General features: G+C 54.2%; 18 protein-coding genes. 8 read left to right on the top strand and 10 right to left on the bottom strand.

The features are described from left to right. Together moaE and FN082_RS01615 are read left to right on the top strand one after the other, a co-directional pair. On the top strand, nucleotides 1-453 hold the full coding sequence (gene moaE, locus FN082_RS01620; protein ID WP_139538796.1) for a molybdopterin synthase catalytic subunit MoaE: 453 nt from the start codon (nucleotides 1-3) through the stop codon (nucleotides 451-453). A 44-nt stretch (nucleotides 454-497) separates the two neighbouring features. Then, a complete protein-coding gene (locus tag FN082_RS01615; protein WP_142981039.1) occupies nucleotides 498-1,202 on the top strand; it encodes a Bax inhibitor-1/YccA family protein in 705 nt (234 codons plus the stop codon). 98 nt (nucleotides 1,203-1,300) lie between these two features. Here FN082_RS01615 and FN082_RS01610 read toward each other — a convergent pair whose 3' ends face one another. The 3 genes from FN082_RS01610 to FN082_RS01600 are packed head-to-tail and all read right to left on the bottom strand — an operon-like array spanning nucleotide 1,301 to nucleotide 4,268. Beyond that, nucleotides 1,301-2,266 carry a lysylphosphatidylglycerol synthase domain-containing protein gene (locus tag FN082_RS01610; RefSeq protein WP_142465799.1) on the bottom strand — a complete coding sequence of 322 codons (966 nt, stop codon included), beginning with the start codon at nucleotides 2,264-2,266 and terminating at the stop codon, nucleotides 1,301-1,303. Further along, nucleotides 2,266-3,510, bottom strand: coding sequence for a cardiolipin synthase ClsB (clsB, locus tag FN082_RS01605; protein WP_139538799.1), 1,245 nt, complete (start codon nucleotides 3,508-3,510; stop codon nucleotides 2,266-2,268). The genes FN082_RS01610 and clsB overlap by 1 nt, the downstream gene beginning before the upstream one ends. After that, entirely contained in the window at nucleotides 3,507-4,268 is a 762-nt protein-coding gene (locus tag FN082_RS01600; RefSeq protein WP_139538800.1) for an endonuclease/exonuclease/phosphatase family protein, read from the bottom strand. The genes clsB and FN082_RS01600 overlap by 4 nt, the downstream gene beginning before the upstream one ends. 131 nt (nucleotides 4,269-4,399) lie before the next feature. On the opposite strand from FN082_RS01600, the gene FN082_RS01595 reads away from it, so the two are divergent. Further along, nucleotides 4,400-4,837 (top strand): YbhQ family protein, encoded by a 438-nt coding sequence (locus tag FN082_RS01595; RefSeq protein WP_139538801.1) that lies wholly within the window; start codon nucleotides 4,400-4,402, stop codon nucleotides 4,835-4,837. A 60-nt stretch (nucleotides 4,838-4,897) separates the two neighbouring features. Here FN082_RS01595 and FN082_RS01590 read toward each other — a convergent pair whose 3' ends face one another. The 6 genes from FN082_RS01590 to FN082_RS01565 all read right to left on the bottom strand — a co-directional run bounded on the left by FN082_RS01590 (nucleotide 4,898) and on the right by FN082_RS01565 (nucleotide 11,655). Further along, nucleotides 4,898-6,004 carry an ABC transporter permease gene (locus FN082_RS01590; protein ID WP_139538802.1) on the bottom strand — a complete coding sequence of 369 codons (1,107 nt, stop codon included), beginning with the start codon at nucleotides 6,002-6,004 and terminating at the stop codon, nucleotides 4,898-4,900. A gap of 130 nt (nucleotides 6,005-6,134) precedes the next feature. Beyond that, nucleotides 6,135-7,256, bottom strand: coding sequence for an ABC transporter permease (locus tag FN082_RS01585; RefSeq protein WP_139538803.1), 1,122 nt, complete (start codon nucleotides 7,254-7,256; stop codon nucleotides 6,135-6,137). Nucleotide 7,257: 1 nt separating this feature from the next. Continuing rightward, nucleotides 7,258-8,997 (bottom strand): ATP-binding cassette domain-containing protein, encoded by a 1,740-nt coding sequence (locus FN082_RS01580; protein ID WP_139538804.1) that lies wholly within the window; start codon nucleotides 8,995-8,997, stop codon nucleotides 7,258-7,260. After that, nucleotides 8,994-9,986, bottom strand: coding sequence for a secretion protein HlyD (gene hlyD / locus FN082_RS01575; protein ID WP_139538805.1), 993 nt, complete (start codon nucleotides 9,984-9,986; stop codon nucleotides 8,994-8,996). Before hlyD ends, FN082_RS01580 begins: the two co-directional genes overlap by 4 nt. Beyond that, nucleotides 9,983-10,660, bottom strand: a complete 678-nt coding sequence (cecR, locus tag FN082_RS01570) for a transcriptional regulator CecR (RefSeq protein ID WP_139538806.1) — start codon at nucleotides 10,658-10,660, stop codon at nucleotides 9,983-9,985. The genes hlyD and cecR overlap by 4 nt, the downstream gene beginning before the upstream one ends. 71 nt (nucleotides 10,661-10,731) lie before the next feature. Further along, the gene (locus FN082_RS01565) at nucleotides 10,732-11,655 is read right to left on the bottom strand and encodes a LysR substrate-binding domain-containing protein (protein ID WP_139538807.1); all 924 of its coding nucleotides are present in this window, start codon (nucleotides 11,653-11,655) and stop codon (nucleotides 10,732-10,734) included. A 348-nt stretch (nucleotides 11,656-12,003) separates the two neighbouring features. Here FN082_RS01565 and FN082_RS01555 point away from each other — a divergent pair, with 348 nt between their 5' ends. From FN082_RS01555 to rhlE, 5 genes are all read left to right on the top strand, one after another. Further along, on the top strand, nucleotides 12,004-13,335 hold the full coding sequence (locus FN082_RS01555) for an MFS transporter (protein WP_142981038.1): 1,332 nt from the start codon (nucleotides 12,004-12,006) through the stop codon (nucleotides 13,333-13,335). A gap of 50 nt (nucleotides 13,336-13,385) precedes the next feature. Continuing rightward, nucleotides 13,386-14,135, top strand: coding sequence for an SDR family NAD(P)-dependent oxidoreductase (locus tag FN082_RS01550; RefSeq protein ID WP_142465805.1), 750 nt, complete (start codon nucleotides 13,386-13,388; stop codon nucleotides 14,133-14,135). A gap of 13 nt (nucleotides 14,136-14,148) precedes the next feature. Beyond that, a complete protein-coding gene (locus tag FN082_RS01545) occupies nucleotides 14,149-14,994 on the top strand; it encodes a transketolase (RefSeq protein ID WP_139538811.1) in 846 nt (281 codons plus the stop codon). Further along, the gene (locus tag FN082_RS01540; protein ID WP_139538812.1) at nucleotides 14,994-15,986 is read left to right on the top strand and encodes a transketolase family protein; all 993 of its coding nucleotides are present in this window, start codon (nucleotides 14,994-14,996) and stop codon (nucleotides 15,984-15,986) included. The genes FN082_RS01545 and FN082_RS01540 overlap by 1 nt, the downstream gene beginning before the upstream one ends. 308 nt (nucleotides 15,987-16,294) lie before the next feature. Continuing rightward, nucleotides 16,295-17,644 carry an ATP-dependent RNA helicase RhlE gene (rhlE, locus tag FN082_RS01535; RefSeq protein WP_142981037.1) on the top strand — a complete coding sequence of 450 codons (1,350 nt, stop codon included), beginning with the start codon at nucleotides 16,295-16,297 and terminating at the stop codon, nucleotides 17,642-17,644. Between the two features lie 89 nt (nucleotides 17,645-17,733). Here rhlE and FN082_RS30425 read toward each other — a convergent pair whose 3' ends face one another. Next, nucleotides 17,734-17,844, bottom strand: a complete 111-nt coding sequence (locus FN082_RS30425) for a small membrane protein (protein ID WP_227016025.1) — start codon at nucleotides 17,842-17,844, stop codon at nucleotides 17,734-17,736. Between the last annotated feature and the right edge of the window lie 427 nt (nucleotides 17,845-18,271).

Below are 18,271 nucleotides of genomic sequence, written 5' to 3'. Positions count from 1 at the left end.
ATGACGCAAACCCGTATTATCGTCAGCCACGACCGTTTTAAGGTCGGGGACGAATACCCCTGGCTTGCCGAACGCGATGAAGACGGCGCGGTAGTGACGTTTACCGGCAAGGTCCGCAATCACAACCTTGGCGACAGCGTGAAAGCGCTGACCCTCGAGCATTATCCGGGGATGACGGAAAAATCGCTGGCGGAGATTGTGGAACTGGCGCGCGAGCGCTGGCCGCTGGGCCGGGTTACGGTGATTCATCGTATCGGTGAGATGTGGCCTGGGGAAGAGATTGTTTTTGTCGGCGTCACCAGCGCCCATCGCAGCAGCGCTTTTGCTGCGGGGGAGTTTATCATGGATTATCTGAAGACCCGCGCGCCGTTCTGGAAACGTGAAGCGACGCCGGAAGGGGAGCGTTGGGTTGATGCGCGAGATAGCGACCGCAAGGCGGCAGAACGCTGGTAGTGTGGTACGCTTAGAAAATAAATTTCGTTAATCAGGAGATAGTCATGGACAGATACCCTCGTTCCGGTTCAATCGTACAGGGCCGCAGCGGCCTGCAAACTTATATGGCGCAGGTTTATGGCTGGATGACGGTCGGGCTGCTGCTCACTGCGTTTATCGCGTGGTTTGCCGCCAATACCCCAGCGGTCATGATGTTTGTGTTTTCCAGCAAAATCACCTTTTACGGGCTAATTATTGCACAGCTTGGGCTGGTCTTCGTGCTCTCTGGCATGGTGCAACGGCTCAGCGCCGGGATGGCGACGACGCTGTTTATGTTCTATTCAGCGCTAACTGGGCTAACGCTATCGAGTATTTTCATCGTCTATACCTACTCGTCAATTGCCAGTACCTTCGTAGTCGCAGGCGGGATGTTTGGCGCGATGAGTCTTTATGGCTACATCACCAAACGCGACCTGAGCGGCTTCGGCAATATGCTGTTTATGGGGCTGATTGGTATTTTACTGGCGTCACTGGTCAACTTCTGGCTGAAGAGCGAAGCGCTGATGTGGGCAGTGACCTATATCGGGGTCGTTATCTTTGTCGGCTTAACCGCTTATGACACCCAGAAGTTGAAAAACATTGGCGAGCAGATTGATGTTCGCGATGCGTCAATGCTGCGTAAATACTCGATTCTTGGCGCTCTGACGCTGTATCTGGACTTTATCAACCTGTTCCTGATGCTGCTGCGTATTTTCGGCAACCGTCGTTAATCACTTCCCGGAGGCGATGCTGCGCATCTGACCGGGCTACCAGACCGCAGATGGCGGTCTGGTAGCCCGGTCAGCGAAGCGCCACCGGGGAATCTTCACTACTCTCCCGCCAGCTTACGCTCATTTTTCGCCCGCAGATGCTTCGCCCGACTCTCCAGAATCAGGTAGCCGATGGTCGCCAGCAGCAGCGGCAGGAAGTAGTACAGCGCGCGGTAGGCGAGCAGGGCGGCAATAATCGCGCCGCGTGAAATTTCTTCGCCGGAAAGCATCGCGATAAACACCGCCTCAAGAACGCCAATGCCCGCTGGAATATGCACGATGACGCCTGCGATACTGCTCACCAGCAGCACGCCGAGCACGAGGAAATAGTCCACTTGCGGGCCTAACAACAGCCAGATAATCGCCCCCATCGCCATCCAGTTCAGGCTGGATACCGCCATTTGCAGAAGCGCAAATCGCCATGAAGGCAGCACCAGACGCTGGCCTTTAATCGTCATATGACGCTTTTTAGCAAAGGCGCAGGCCCAGAGATAAAACGCGGAAATCAACAGCAAAACGATGCCGAGAATTTGCAGCGATGGTTGGCTGATATACCAGCGTTCGGGGACCGGCACCATCCCGGAGCTAAAAATGATGCCGCCGAGCAAAATATAGCCCAGCCAGTTGGTCGTAATGCTCAGCGAAAAGATGCGGGTAATGGTTCCCCCGCTGAGTCCCAGGCGCGAGTACAGCCGGTAACGCATACCAATACCGCCCACCCAAGTGCTGAGCGTCAGGTTAAAGGCATAGCAGATAAACGACACCAGCATCACCTGACGCTTAGCCAGTTTGTGACCACAATACACGCGCCCAAGCAGGTCGTAGCAGCCGTAGATCAGATAGCTGGTGATAACCAGTCCTGTCGCGCTCAGCAGCGCCGTGCGGTTATAGTCGCGAATGACTTTCCACACTTCCTGCCAGTCAATTTTTTGTGCGTAGACCACCAGCAGCGCTGCGACGGCGATAAAAAACAGCACCGTGAGGATTTTTTTCACCATTCGCCAGCGTGGGTGTGATTTCGCCATCAGGATTTCACCTCCTGGTTTTCCGCATCCACGCGATCCTGCGTTTCTATTTCTGGCTGCACTGGTGGCTGAACCCGCGACAGTATCGGCGTATGGGCCGGCAGCCAGCCCACCCAGGCAGGAAAGTGGCGCAGGAAGTGGAATGCCAGCACGCTGATGCCGAGCCGCCACCAGGTCCGTTTCGACAAAATACTTTTATCGACCTGGCGGCAGTCGTTGGCAATGAGACCGTTAAGATTATCGCGCAATGTCTGGTTGAACTCGCGATCGTGGATAACCAGGTTAGCTTCCAGATTCAGCGACAGGCTGAGCGGGTCGAGGTTGCTGGAGCCGACGGTGGCCCAGTGATCGTCCGCCAGGGCGACTTTGCCGTGCAGCGGACGGCGGCGATATTCGAAAATCTGCACGCCGCCCTTCACCAGATAGTGATAGAGCAGGCGCGCGCCGAATTTGACAATCGGGATATCAGGTTCGCCCTGGACGATAAGCTTAACGCGTACTCCGCGGCGGGCGGCGTTGCGCATTGCGTGCAGTAACCGATAGCCTGGGAAAAAGTAAGCGTTAGCAATAATCACTTCCCGGCGGGCGCTGGTCAGCATCTTCAAATAGTGACGCTCAATATCATCTCGATGATCCTGATTATCCCGCCAGATAAACAGCGCCTGAGCCTCGCCGGGGTTACGATTGATTTCTGGCTTATGGCGACGCCGGAGCCACCAGCGGCGGGTGGCTTCGCTGGTGGGCAGGTTTTCAAGTTGGAATTGCAGAATATCGAGCACCACCGGCCCTTCAACCTGGACGGCGTAATCCTGTTTGGCCTCCGGGCCGTAATCGGTCATATGCTCAGCGGAGTAGTTAATGCCGCCGACAAAGGCAGTAACGTCGTCGATCACCACGATTTTTCGGTGCATTCGGCGGAATAAATTGGTGCGCATTCCGAACAGGCGCGGACGCGGGTCGTAGTAACGAAAAATGACGCCAGCGGAGGTGAGCTCACCGACAAAACTGTCGCTTAAATCCGGTGAGCCGTAGCCGTCCAGCAAGACTTCTACGCGCACGCCGCGCTGGGCGGCTTTTAACAAAACGGCATGGAGCTGCCAGCCGACGTCATCTTCAAACCAGATAAAGGATTCAAGAATCACCCGCTGCTGTGCGCGACTAATAGCGGCAAAGACCGCCGGATAATAGTTATCGCCGTTTTCTAATAGCTGAATGCGGTTCCCTTCCTGCCAGCTGCATTTCACAAATGTATCTCCACGCTAAGCGGTGCATGATCGGAGAGGTGACGCCACTCTCTTAAGGCCAGCGTTCTGGGCTGGCTGGCATGCGCGTTTTTCACGTATATGCGATCGAGGCGCAGCAGGGGAAAGCTGACCGGAAAAGTCCGCGCCGGTCGCCCTCTGGCACGGGTGAAAATCTCTTCCAGCCCGGCCTGGGCTTTTAACTGCCGGTTAGCCTGCTGTTGCCAGTCGTTAAAATCACCCGCCACCACGACAGGCTCGTCTGCGGGTAAACGATTCACCCATTCCGACAGCATCGTGAGCTGGGTCTGCCGTTGATGGGAGCGCAGCCCAAGGTGCACGCAGATCAAATGGAGAGCTATCTCGCTTTCTGGCGGTACGATGCGGCAATAGAGCAGGCCGCGCTTTTCGCTGTTGCCGACGGAAACGTCGAGATTCTGATAATGTTCGATGGGAAAGCGAGAAAGCACTGCGTTGCCATGATGCCCTTCCGGGTAAACCGCATTGCGGCCGTAGGCGTAATCGCTCCACATGGTATCGGCAAGAAATTCATAATGGCTAGTATCAGGCCAGTTTTCGATATGCAGTGGATGAATTTCGTGCGCCCCCATGACTTCCTGCAGGCAAACAATGTCGGCGCTGACGCTGCGAACTGCTTCGCGCAATTCGGGCAAAATAAAGCGGCGGTTAAACGCGGTAAAGCCCTTATGCGTGTTAATTGTCAGCACGTTTAACGAAAATCGCGGCGTTTGTTTATTCATATTTATCCAGTCAATGTCACTTTCCTGAATGAAATAGTGTAGTAGAGGTCACAAAAAGATGCGGTGATACGGAATTTTCCGTAAAGTGCGGTACTCTGAGTAGCAGAGAAAAATCCTTCAGGAGAGAAGCCATGAAGTGGCAACAACGTGTACGCGTCGCAACGGGTCTTAGTTGCTGGCAGATTATGTTGCATCTACTGGTCGTGGCAGTACTGGTGATGGGTTGGATGAGCGGCGCGCTGGTGCGCGTCGGACTAGGCTTGTGCGTGCTGTACGGTGTCACGTTACTATCGATGCTGTTTTTGCAGCGTCACCACGATGAGCGCTGGCGTGACGTTGGTGATTTCCTTGAGGAACTCACCACCACCTGGTACTTCGGCGCGGCGGTGATCGTGCTGTGGCTGCTGTCGCGCGTGCTGCATAATAACCTGCTGTTAGCCCTTGCCGGGCTGGTGATACTGGCAGGCCCGGCAGTGGTTTCACTGTTGGCGAAAGATAAAAACGGATACCCTAAATCGTTCGAGCTACAACAAGGCGGCAACGCAGCGAATCCCCAGAAGCATAGATAACTATGTGACTGGGGTGAGTGAGGAGAGCCAACGCAGTTGTGGTTTGAACGATGACGGGTATTAGGCGATCTTTCTTCGGAACATCGCATACGCCGCTGAGCCGGTGGTGGCCGCTATGACCAGTAGCGGCCACAAACTTCCCCACACAATTTCCAGACTCGCATCCTTCAAATAGATCTGTTTGGTGATATCGGTAAAGTGACGAATCGGGTTTATCCAGGTCACGTCCTGAAGCCATTGCGGCATATTCTCTACCGGTGAAACGTAGCCGGAAAGCAGGATCGCCGGCATCATAAAGACGAACACGCCAATAAACGCCTGCTGCTGCGTCGAGCACAGCGACGAAATCAACAGCCCGAATCCAACCAGCGATAAGCCATACACAACCATCGTGAAGTAAAACAGCAGTAGCGATCCGGCAAAAGGAATCTGATAGGCCCAGATGCCAACCCCCAATACGATGGTCGCCTGCAGAGTGGCGACAATCAGCGCCGGGACCGCTTTGCCGATAAAAATTTGCCAGGTTGCCAGCGGCGAAACCAGCAACTGATCGAGAGTCCCCTGTTCACGCTCGCGGGCAACGGAAAGTGACGTAACGATCATCACCCCGATGGTGGTGATCATGGCAATCAGCGAGGGCACTACAAACCATTTGTAATCGAGGTTGGGGTTATACCAGTTGCGCACCACCAGTTCGCTATTGTTCGGTTTGGCTTTGCCTTCCATTAGCTCCTGCTGGTAATTTTTGACAATCTGTTGGAGATAATTCGCGGCGATCTGCGCGCTGTTAGAGTTGCGTCCATCCAACAATAGCTGGAGCGGCGCGGTCTGCCAGGTATCAAGATCACGCGAAAAATCGGCCGGGAAGCGCACGACCAGCAGCGCTTTTTGTTCATCGATGGTCGGCCTTATCTCCTGCGGGCTTTTCAGCAGCAGAACGTGGGTGAAAGCTTTGGCGCGGGCGAAGCGCTGGGTCAGCTCTACAGCGTGCTTGCCGTTGTCTTCGTTATAAATGGCGATGGTGGCGTTAGTCACCTCCAGCGTGGCGGCAAAGGGGAACAGCAGCACCTGAATCAGCACCGGCATAATCAAAATTGCCCGCGTCTGCGGCTCGCGTAGCAGCGACTGCAGCTCTTTGCGGATTAACGTCCATAAGCGATGAAACATATCTATTCTCTCTTTGTGATCCCCGGAGGCGGTGCTGGCGCACCTGTCCGGGCTACAAATTCAAACCCCTGCGGCCCTGGTAGCCCGGGCAAGGCGCTTGCGCCGCCCCCGGGGAAAGCGTGCAGGAAAGTTAATCCAGACGCCGCTTGGTTTTTAGCCACGTCAGGCCGATAAACATCACCGCCGAAGCGATTAAGAACATCACGTTAACCAGCAGCACCACCGGGATATTGCCCGCCAGAAACAGGCTTTGCAGGGTACTGACAAAATAGCGCGCCGGGATCACGTAGGTCACCGCGCGGATGATTGCCGGCATGCTGTCTATCTGAAAAATAAACCCGGACAGCATAATTGAAGGCAGGAACGCGGCGTTGAGCGCCACCTGCGCGGCGTTAAACTGGTTGCGGGTGATGGTGGATATCAGTAGTCCCATACCCAGCGTGCTCAGCAAAAACAGGCTGGTGATAAAAAACAGAATCACCAGCGAGCCGCGAAACGGTACGCCGAGAATAAATACGGCGACCAGCATACAGAGCAGCATCGCCAGCATGCCGAGGAAATAGTAGGGAATGAGTTTGCACAGCAGCAGCTCGGCGCGGGTAATTTCGGTCGACAGCAGCGCTTCCATGGTGCCGCGCTCCCACTCGCGGGCCACCACTAGTGACGTCAGGATCGCGCCGACCACCGTCATAATAATGGTAATCGCGCCGGGGATAATAAAATGCTGGCTGATAGCGGCCGGGTTAAACCAGTAGCGCGTCTGTACGTCAATGAGCGGCTCGAAGGTTTCGCCGCGATCTTCAGCCCGTTGTTGCTGCCAGATTTGCCAGATGCCTTCGACGTAGCCCTGGGCGAAGTTGGCGGTGTTTGGTTCGCTACCGTCGGTGATAAGCTGGATCGGCGCGTCGTCGCCGGGACGGGCCATTTTCTGGTCAAAATCGACCGGCACCACCACCAGCGCGCGGATCCGACCGGCCTGCATCATTTGAATCAGCTGTTGGCGGTTGTCGCTAATGGTGGCGTCAATATAGGGCGAACCGGTCATGGTATGGACGAAATCCAGCGCCTCTTCGCTCTGCTGTTCCAGCAATACGCCAACCCGTAACTTACTGGAATCAAGATTAATCCCGTAGCCAAAGATAAACAGCAGTAGCAGCGGGATCACCACCGCAATCAGCCAACTGCTCGGGTCGCGGATAATCTGTCGCGTCTCTTTGACGCACAGGGCGCGTACGCGCCGCCAAGATAGCATTTTAGCGCTCACTGGCGTTCTCCTTATCCCAGTCGTGGATGAGGGTAATAAATGCCTGTTCCATAGTTGGGTCAGGCTGTTCTTCATCCGCCGCCATCGCCTTCAGGGAGTCCGGCGTGCCGCTGGCGATAAGCTTGCCGTGATAGACCAGGCCGATACGATCGCAGTACTCCGCTTCATCCATAAAGTGGGTGGTGACCATCACCGTGACGCCCTTATCCACCATGCTGTTGATATGCAGCCAGAACTCGCGGCGGGTGAGGGGATCGACGCCCGAAGTCGGCTCATCAAGAAACAGAATATCCGGCTCATGCATTAGCGAGCAAGCCAGCGCCAGGCGCTGCTTATAGCCGAGCGGCAGGTCGTCGGCGGCCTGTCGGGCAATGCTTTTCAGGCCGAACGCCTCGCTCATGCTGGCGATTTTGTCGTTTTGCGCTTTGCCGCGAAGACCGTAAACACCAGAGAAGAAACGCAGATTCTGCTCAACGGAAAGGTTACCGTACAGCGAGAACTTCTGCGCCATATAGCCCAGATGCTGACGCGCCTTGCCGGAGCTGACTTTCAGGTCCATCCCCAGCACCAGCGCTTTACCGGAGGTGGGGACCAGCAGACCGCACATCATCTTAAAGGTGGTGGACTTGCCCGCGCCGTTAGGGCCCAGGAGACCAAAAATCTCTCCACGTTTGACCTGGAAATCAACGTGGTCGGTGGCGGCAAAATCGCCGAATTTTTTGGTCAACGTCTGCGCTTCAATCACCGTGTCATCATGTGATCCCTCCACGGTGTGGATAATTTTGCCCAACGGTGATTCGGCAGTACCGGCACCGCCCAGCAGGTCGATGAAGGCATCCTCAAAGCGCGGCGTGGTTTCGGCTATCTCCAGCGGTGGCATATCGGCGGCGCGCTGGACTTCGTTAATGCTGGCCTCTTTTTTGAGGATCAGACGTACCGATTTGCCCTGAATCACGCCATCGCTCACCTGCGGCAGTTTTAGCGTACGCTGGAGTAAGCGGCGGTTATTCTCCTTGCTGCTGGAAACCAAAAAGCTACGCCCGGCCATCGTCTGGGTCAGCTCTTTTGGCGCGCCCTGATAGAGCAACTGGCCTTCGTTCATCAACAGCACGTCGCGGCACTGTTCGGCTTCATCGAGGTAGGAGGTGCTCCAGAGGATTAGCATCCCATCCCCCGCCAGCTCGTGAACCATCTGCCACAGTTCACGGCGTGAGATGGGGTCGACGCCGACGCCGGGTTCATCCAGCAGCAGCACTTTCGGTTCGCCGACAAGGGTGCAGGCGAGGCCAAGCTTCTGCTTCATGCCGCCGGAAAGTTTGCCCGCCAGTCGGCCAGTAAAGGGGCCAAGGGAGGTAAATTCCAGCAGCCGGGCGAAGGTTTTCTCCCGTGCTTCGCCGGTGACGCTGCGCAGATCGGCGTAGAGCGTGAGGTTTTCCATCACCGTGAGATCTTCATACAAGCCGAATTTCTGCGGCATATAGCCGAGCACCGCGTGCAGGGCGCTGTCGTCGGCAATGGGGTCGAAGCCTATCACTTTTGCGCTGCCTGCATCGGCTTTAAGCAGCCCGGCGAGCATGCGCATCAGCGTGGTTTTCCCGGCGCCGTCAGGGCCGACCAGCCCGGTTACGTAGCCGGAACGAATGGTGCAGTCCAGCGGCGCGACGGCCGGGCGGTCCATTCCGGGAAAGCTCCGGGTCAGCCCGCTCAGCGTGATAACGTCTTCGCTCATTGGCCGTTTCCGTTACTGAAGGTGACGGTCACCGGCATCCCCTGGCGCAGGGCGTCGTCGGCATCGGTCACCACAATTCGCAGGCGATAAACCAGATCGGTGCGCAGGTCCGGCGTTTCAACGGTTTTCGGCGTAAATTCGGCCGTTGGGGAGACGAAACCAATTTTGCCGCGGTAAGGTTTATCTGGTCGACTATCGGTATAGAGCAGCACTTCGCGCCCCGGTTGGGCCTGTCCGAGATTTTTTTCATCGATGTAAGCGCGAGCCCAAACCGGATGAGTTAACGATAACGTCATTACCGTGCCGCCCGCGCTGAGCATGCTACCTGGCTCGACGGCGCGGGTCATCAGGGTGCCGTCGGACGGCGCGGTCAGCGTGGTATCGTGCAGATCGAGCTTCGCTTGCGCCAGCGCGGCCTGTGCCTGCTCAAGGCTGGCTTTAGCCTGGGCGATTTCCTGCGGACGATTACCGGCACGGTACTGGCGCAGTTTATCCTGTGCAGACTTCAGCGTGGCCTGAGCCTGATCGCGCGAGGAGCGGGCGTTTTCGAGGTCGTTCGCGGAGATAGCGCTGCTTTTGCGTAGCCCTAACTGGCGTTGGTAGAAATTCTGCGCGTAGTCGTAAGCCGCCTGCGCCTGATTAACCGCGGCGGCGGCCTGGGCAATCTCTTCCGAACGATAACCGGCCATCATCAGGTCGTACTGCGCCTGAGCGGTGGAAACGTTGGCCTGCGCTTGCTGCAGGGCATTCTCGTAGGGAGCGCGATCCAGTTCGCCCAGCGTTTGCCCGGTTTTAATCGCATCGCCCTCATCGACGCTTAGCGACGCCAGACGCCCACCCACGCGGAAGCTCAGATTAACGGTACGAATATCCACGTTGCCATAAAGCGTCAGCTCTTTTTGCTGACTGCTCTGGTACCACCACCAGCCTCCGCCAATCATAGCGGCCAGCAGGAGAAGCAGTAGAACGACAATGAGCGGTTTTTTCATGACTCCAGACTCCTTTGCGATAATCCTTGTAGAACGAAATCAATATGGCAGGTGATAACCTCAAAAATTTGCTCGGTTTTGTCCTGGTCGAACTCAGCCCAACCCGCACGGCGCAGTACCGTTTCTCGCCCGAGTCGAAAAGCGAGAACCTCGCCCAGCAGCGCATGAGTGTGGAGGACCATTTGCGTGCTGTTCGCATCAAGGCCGGTCCAGGCAGCGATTAATCGGGTCAGATAGCAGTGTAGCGGGGCAATGACCTGATCGTGGATGAGCTGATAGGCCGGCGTTGGCGACAGCTGTTCGCGAGAGATGAACTTGCTCAAATTGACCGTGTCTTCCTGGGTCAGAAGCAAGATCATATTCTGACAGGCGCGCAAAATCAGAGTACGGATTGCGGCTTTATCCTGTGCGGGCTGAGCCAGCAGATCCTCTGCCGCCTGCGCGTGGGGGCGAAAATTTTGCTCGATAAAATCGGCAATCCACTGGGCGCAGGCGAGATAAAGATCGTCTTTAGAGCCAAAATAGTAGGTTATGGCGGCGATATTTTGCCCGGCCAGGGCGGCGATATCGCGGGTTGTCGCGTGCAGGCCGTATTCGCCGAACTGGGCGATAGCGGCGGCGATAAGCTGGCTTTTCGCCTGTTCGCCTTTGCTGGTCATTGGTGTCGTAGTCATCGCGTTTGAAAAGTTAATCAATCGATTGATTAACTTTAGACGCGGATTTCAGTTTTGTCCATCGTCCGCGGCTAGATATGAAATCCTTCATAATTCAACTCTTCAGAAACCCAATTAAAGAATATCTTCACTTTCTCTTTTTGTTCATTGGGATGCGGTAAAACGAAGTGGTGAGCATTCACCGGCATACTGACATCGTCAGTAAACACGGGTTGCAGATGCCCCTGGCGAATACTCTGTCCGGCGAGCAAATTGCTCTCGAGAATAATACCCATGCCCATGCGTGCGGCCTCAATGCTCATATAGGAACGGTCAAAATTAAAAATATAGTTTTTATTCCAGCCGCGAACCTTATGCCAGGACAACCAGTTGCTCCAGTTTATCAGCGTACTATCCGAATGAATAAGATCGCAGGCCAGTAAATCTTCAATGGCCTGAATATCATGGCTGGCTAAATAAGATGATGATGTATAAGGGAGCACCCGTTCATTCTTGATGGTTTTGACGACCAGTGTTGGCCATTGTGAAAGCCCATGGCGAATATCGATATCAATATTATCGCGGGAGAACTGAATGCTTTCGTAAGAGCAGGTCAGGCTAATTTTCAGCTCTGGCCAGGCCTGGCGGAATTTATTTAACCGGGGCATTAACCACAGTAATCCAAAACTCGGCGCGGAATGAATGCGTAAATAATCCTGATGAATATCATTTATGACCTGGTTGGTGGCCTGGCCAATAATATTTAATGCCCCGGAAACTTCTTTAAGATATTTTTCACCAATTGTGGTTAATATCACTCCTCTACTGCTGCGGGAAAATAGCTTCTTTCCGAGATATTGTTCCAGGCTGGCTATCTGGTGGCTGACGGCCGAAGCGGTGATATTAAGATTTTCGGCAGCGAGGTTCAGGCTGCCGGTATCGGCTACTTCAATGAACGCCTGAATATTGCGTAACGACGGCACTGGCAAGCTTTTATTTTGCAGCGGCTGCGTCATGATTTCCTCCGGGGAATGGAATAAGGCATGGCGTTTTTTTATTAGCGAGTAAGAAGTTAACACTGCCTTTGTCCCACTAATTGAGAAGTCAGCATAACATAGCCAAAAAATAAGTTATGTAGCAATCCGTGATGAAGTTAACAGTTTTAAATGAGAAAGATTTTTCACAACATCGTTTACAGGAATTTGAATGTAGTCACGAAGCAAATTTTTCTCATTCATAATTGAGGTTTTTTGAATACCCTTTCTTTTTTGGGTTGTTATATTGCAACCACAGGCCTGATAACAAGGCGCGATGCGGTAAGGTTCGCGAAAAAACATAAAACAATAATGAAATGAGGATACCCTATGTCACGTATAGATACTGTAGTCTGTACTGACGCCAGGAAGACAAAATATCGTTTCGTGGTTTTGACGATGATTTTCCTGGTGTATGCAATAAATTACGCCGACAGAACCAATATCGGCGCGGTGCTGCCGTTCATCATTGATGAGTTTCATATCAACAATTTTGAAGCCGGGGCCATCGCCAGTATGTTTTTCCTTGGCTATGCGGTAAGCCAGATCCCGGCAGGTTTTTTCATCGCTAAACGCGGCACGCGGGGGTTAGTTTCACTGTCAATTTTTGGCTTTTCCGCTTTCACCTGGCTGATGGGCACGGTGAGTTCCGTGTTTGGCCTGAAGATGGTGCGTCTTGGGCTGGGGCTTAGTGAAGGGCCATGCCCGGTGGGTCTGGCTTCAACCATTAACAACTGGTTCCCGCCGAAAGAGAAAGCCACGGCAACCGGCGTTTACATCGCGGCCACCATGTTTGCGCCGATTATTGTGCCGCCGCTGGCGGTGTGGATTGCGGTCACATGGGGCTGGCGGTGGGGCTTTTTCTCTTTTGCGATCCCGGGGATTGTGGCGGCGATCGCCTGGTATTTACTGGTGAAGTCAAAACCCTCTGAGAGTGGATTTGTTTCACAAAGTGAACTGGAAGAGATCAATGCCGGGCGGGATAATCACACAAATACCGAGCGAGAAAATATATTAATTGCCGATCGCTTTACCTTACTCGATAAAATTATTCGGGTGAAGAAGATGGCGCCTATTGATACAGCGAAGGGATTATTCACCTCTAAAAATATCCTTGGTGACTGCCTGGCCTATTTTATGATGGTTAGCGTGCTGTATGGCTTATTAACCTGGATCCCACTCTATTTAGTGAAAGAGCGCGGTTTTGATGTCATGAGTATGGGGTTTGTAGCCAGTATGCCATGCATCGGTGGCTTTATTGGCGCGATTGGCGGCGGATGGATTTCAGATAAATTATTAGGTCGTCGACGTAAGCCAACGATGATGTTTACTGCAATTTCCACCGTGGTCATGATGTTAATTATGCTGAATATTCCGGCAAGCACCTGGGCGGTATGTGTTGGGTTATTTTTTGTCGGTTTATGCCTGAATATTGGCTGGCCTGCATTCACTGCGTACGGTATGGCGGTTTCGGATACGAAAACTTATCCCATTGCCTCCTCTATTATCAACAGCGGTGGCAACCTTGGCGGATTTGTTGCTCCGATGGCTGCTGGTTTTTTACTCGACAAGACCGGCAGCTTTAATTCTGTATTTACCTATTTTGGTATCTGCGCAGCAATTGGCCTGCTGGTTATTCTCTTCCTCGATGAACCACAATAACGGAAATATATCCTGTTAATTAATATGACGTAATGTCATGGAGTGAAAATATGTTATTAAAAGATAAAGTCGCCATTATTACTGGCGCGGCCTCCGCACGCGGTTTGGGTTTTGCTACCGCGAAATTATTTGCCGAAAACGGCGCTAAAGTGGTCATTATCGACCTCAATGGTGACGCCAGCAAAGCCGCCGCTGCGGCATTAGGCGAAGGCCATCTCGGCCTTGCAGCGAACGTCGCTGACGAAGTTCAGGTACAGGCGGCAGTCGAACAAATCATGGCTAAATATGGCCGGATCGATGTGCTGGTGAATAACGCCGGTATTACTCAGCCGCTGAAGCTGATGGACATCAAGCGCGCTAACTATGACGCGGTGCTTGATGTCAGCCTGCGTGGCACGCTGCTGATGTCGCAGGCGGTTATCCCGACAATGAGAGCGCAAAAATCCGGCAGCATCGTCTGCATCTCTTCCGTTTCCGCCCAGCGCGGCGGCGGTATCTTCGGCGGCCCGCACTATAGCGCGGCAAAAGCTGGTGTGCTCGGCCTGGCGCGGGCGATGGCGCGCGAGCTTGGCCCGGATAACGTCCGTGTTAACTGCATCACCCCTGGGCTGATTCAGACTGATATCACCGCCGGTAAGCTGACCGACGACATGACGGCCAACATCCTTGCCGGGATCCCGATGAACCGCCTCGGCGACGCGGTAGACATCGCGCGCGCCGCGCTGTTCCTGGGAAGCGATCTCGCGTCCTACTCTACCGGTATCACCCTTGACGTTAACGGCGGCATGTTAATTCACTAAGCGAGGCAACGAGATGAAGATGACCGAATCACAAAAAGTCGCCGCGGCGGCGTGGCGTATCCGCCGCTACGCCCTGCAAATGGGTGAAGTTCAGGGACAGGGCTATATCGGCCAGGCGCTGGGCTATGCCGACGTGCTGGCAACCGCATTTAGCCACGCGATGACCTACCGTCCGGAAGACCCTGAGTGGGAAGGGCGCGATCGCTTCCTGCTCTCTCACGGCCACTACGCTATTGCCTATTATGCCGCGCTGCTGGAGGCAGGAATTATCCCGGAAGAGGAGCTGGAAACCTACGGCTCCGACGACAGCCGACTACCGATGTCGGGGATGGCGGCCTACACGCCAGGGATGGAGATGTCCGGTGGTTCGCTGGGACAGGGGCTGTCCATTGCCGTAGGAATGGCGCTCGGGCTGAAGCAAAAAAGTAGTACCTCCTGGGTTTATAACTCTATGTCAGATGGGGAGCTGGACGAAGGTTCGACCTGGGAAGCGGCGATGTCGGCGGCTCACTATGGCCTGACTAACCTGATTAACATCGTTGATGTCAACAAACAGCAGGCGGACGGCGATTCGCGCAAAATCCTCGGTTTTGAGCCGCTGCATGAAAAATGGGCCGCCTTCGGCTGGTACGTACAGCGCGTAGACGGTAACGATCTGGCCACGGTGATTGCCGCCTTCGACAACGCGAAAAGTCATACCGGCAACCAGCCGCGGGTCATTCTCTGCGACACGTTGATGGGTAAAGGAGTGCCGTTTCTCGAAACCCGCGATAAGAACCATTTTATACGCGTCGATGCTGACGAGTGGCAAAAAGCGATTGCGGTGCTGGACGCCAACAAACCGGAAGGAGTGCTGTAATGAGCCAGAGTAAACCACGCTTAAAAACGTCCGCCATGATCGCCTCTATTGCCGATGAAGGTCAGGCGACGATCCCTGCGCCGTTTGGCGTCGCGCTGTCAAAACTGGCGGCGCAGCGCCCGGAAATCGTTGGTATGACGGCAGACCTGTCAAAGTACACCGATCTGCATATTTTCGCCCAGGCCTTCCCGGATCGCTTTTTCCAGATGGGAATGGCGGAACAGCTGCTGATGGGCGCTGCGGGGGGCATGGCGAAAGAGGGATTTATTCCCTTCGCTACCACCTACGCTGCGTTTGCCACCCGCCGCGCCTATGATTTTATCCATCAGGTGATCGCCGAAGAACATCTTAACGTGAAGATCTGCGCAGCGCTGCCGGGTCTGACAACGGGCTACGGGCCAAGCCATCAGGCAACCGAAGATCTGGCGATTATGCGCGGCATTCCCGGCATGGTCATCGTTGATCCTTGCGATGCGCTGGAGATAGAGCAGGCGGTACCGGCAATTGCCGACCATAACGGCCCGGTGTATATGCGCCTGCTGCGCGGTAAGGTGCCGCTGGTGCTGGACAAATACGACTATCAGTTTGAGCTGGGCAAGGCGAAGCTGCTGGAGGACGGCAATGATGTGCTGATTATCTCTTCCGGGCTGATGACCATGCGCGCGCTGGAGGCGGTCGAAAAGCTACGCGCCGATAACATCAGCGTGGCCGTATTGCACGTGCCAACCATCAAGCCGCTTGATGAAAAAGCGATTATTGAGCAGGCGTCGAAGCCTGGCCGCCTGGTAGTGACCGCAGAAAACCATACATCGGTCGGTGGGTTAGGGGAGGCGGTTGCCGCACTGCTGATGCGCAAAGGCGTACGCTGCGAGCTGGATACCGTTGGTTTACCTGACGAGTTTCTGCTGGCCGGCGCGCTGCCGACCCTGCACGATCGCTACGGTATTTCCACCGCGATGATGGTCGAAAAAATTAAGTATCGTCTACGTTAATTGCTTTCGCCGCCGCGTTCTGCGGCGGCGCTTCTCTGTTTCCGTTCGCGGTTTCCATATCGATTAATAAATCGCGCTGGTGGCTGTTGTTGTGGAGATATATCACGAAGCGGAATTGCCGCTCCTCATCTACAGTACGGGAAGCAGTAGTTTATTAGTCAGAGGATTCTTTTCGGGAGATTTTATGCGGTTCGTCACAAAATCTGCTAGACTGCGCTGCTTCATGGCATTGTGGTTTTTGCCATCTCTTTCGCAATAATCTCCCTGAAAACTACGCCTGTGAAGGGCCGGGGCGGTTCGGAGTTGTTATGTCTTTTGATTCCCTTGGCCTGAATCCTGAAATCCTGCGCGCGGTTGCTGAGCAGGGCTACGTTGAGCCAACCCCCATTCAGCAGCAGGCTATTCCTGCTGTATTACAGGGGCGCGATCTGATGGCCAGCGCCCAGACCGGTACCGGCAAAACGGCGGGGTTTACGCTACCGCTACTTCAGCATCTGATCCAAAAAGAACCGCATGCTAAAGGCCGTCGCCCGGTACGCGCCCTGATCCTGACTCCGACGCGCGAGCTGGCGGCACAGATTGGCGAGAACGTGCGGGATTACAGTAAATATCTCAATATTCGTTCGCTGGTGGTTTTCGGCGGCGTGAGTATTAATCCGCAGATGATGAAGCTGCGCAGCGGCGTTGATATCCTGGTGGCAACGCCGGGCCGTCTGTTGGATCTTGAGCACCAGAACGCAGTTAGCCTGGACAAGGTTGAAGTGCTGGTGCTGGATGAAGCCGACCGTATGCTGGATATGGGCTTTATTCACGATATTCGTCGCGTGCTGGCGAAGCTGCCGCCGAAACGTCAGAACCTGCTGTTCTCAGCAACTTTCTCTGACGACATTAAATCGCTGGCGGAAAAGCTGCTGCGTAACCCGCTGGAAATCGAAGTGGCCCGTCGGAACACCGCTTCTGAGCAGGTGAGCCAACTGGTGCATTTTGTCGATAAAAAGCGCAAGCGCGAGCTGCTGTCGCAGATGATCGGCGAAGGCAACTGGCAGCAGGTGCTGGTCTTTACCCGTACTAAGCACGGTGCCAACCACCTGGCTGAACAGCTCAATAAAGATGGCATCCGTAGCGCCGCGATTCACGGTAATAAGAGCCAGGGCGCACGTACCCGCGCATTGGCAGACTTTAAATCCGGCGGTATTCGCGTGCTGGTGGCAACCGATATCGCCGCGCGTGGTCTGGATATTGAAGAGTTGCCGCACGTGGTGAACTACGAGCTGCCAAACGTACCGGAAGATTATGTACATCGCATCGGTCGTACCGGTCGCGCTGCGGCAACGGGCGAAGCGCTGTCGCTGGTCTGCGTGGACGAACATAAACTGCTGCATGATATCGAACGCTTGCTGAAAAAAGAGATCCCGCGTATCGCCATTGCAGGCTACGAGCCGGATCCTTCCATTAAGGCAGAGCCAATTCAGAACGGTCGCCAGCAGCGTGGCGGCGGCGGTCGCGGCGGTCAAAGCCAGGGACGCGGCGGCCAGGGTCAAGGGCGCAGTCAGCAGTCCGCTCCGCGTCGTACCGATGGCGAAGCGCCGAAAGCGCGTACTCAGGACGGTAAGCCTCCTCGCCGTCGTCGCCCGCGCAAACCTGCCGCGGCTGAGTAATAGCGTTCTGGCTGCGGTGGGATAACCTGCCGCAGCGTGACCCCATGCGATGTGAGCTTTCACGCTCGTGGTTGTTCATCAGACAGGCATTATTTTTTATGTGGCTTCACTTTCGGCAATGAGCCATTTTTTCGGCTTCTGCAATAGCTGACAAAATTATAACCGGCGACCACCAAAAGAATAACAGAAACCAATAACATTAAAAAAGCAACCATAAATACCCTCAATAATTTACATCCCCATGTGGGTTCTAAAAGGTAGTATACGGATTAGTGGTTTAGATAAAGTATCTTATAAGTGTAGTTATACTGTATTTTGCTGATATTAAACGATTAAGCTTATTTTTTATCTTTTTGGTTCTATTTTTTCGGAATATGTTTAGCTACGTTTATTCATTTTTTCTCTTTTTTTGATATTTTCCCTTTTAAAGGGAAACTCGATATCTGTTATCAACGTAAATAACGGTGATACGTATTGTTATTGTATGGATATCGCTAGCTGATTGGACATTGTTGAGATTCTGAACGATCATTTTTCGACAGATTCTGCGAGGCCGCTTCCCGTTTGCCGAAAAAGGGATACCTCCGCCCAGTCAAAAATGGCACAATAGTGGCTGTTTATACAGTA

The sequence above is a fragment of the Klebsiella spallanzanii genome (assembly GCF_902158555.1).
GTDB classification, from domain to species: Bacteria; Pseudomonadota; Gammaproteobacteria; order Enterobacterales; family Enterobacteriaceae; genus Klebsiella; species Klebsiella spallanzanii.
The sequence above is the reverse complement of the archived record's forward strand: the minus strand, read 5'-3'. Positions and strand labels throughout refer to the sequence as shown.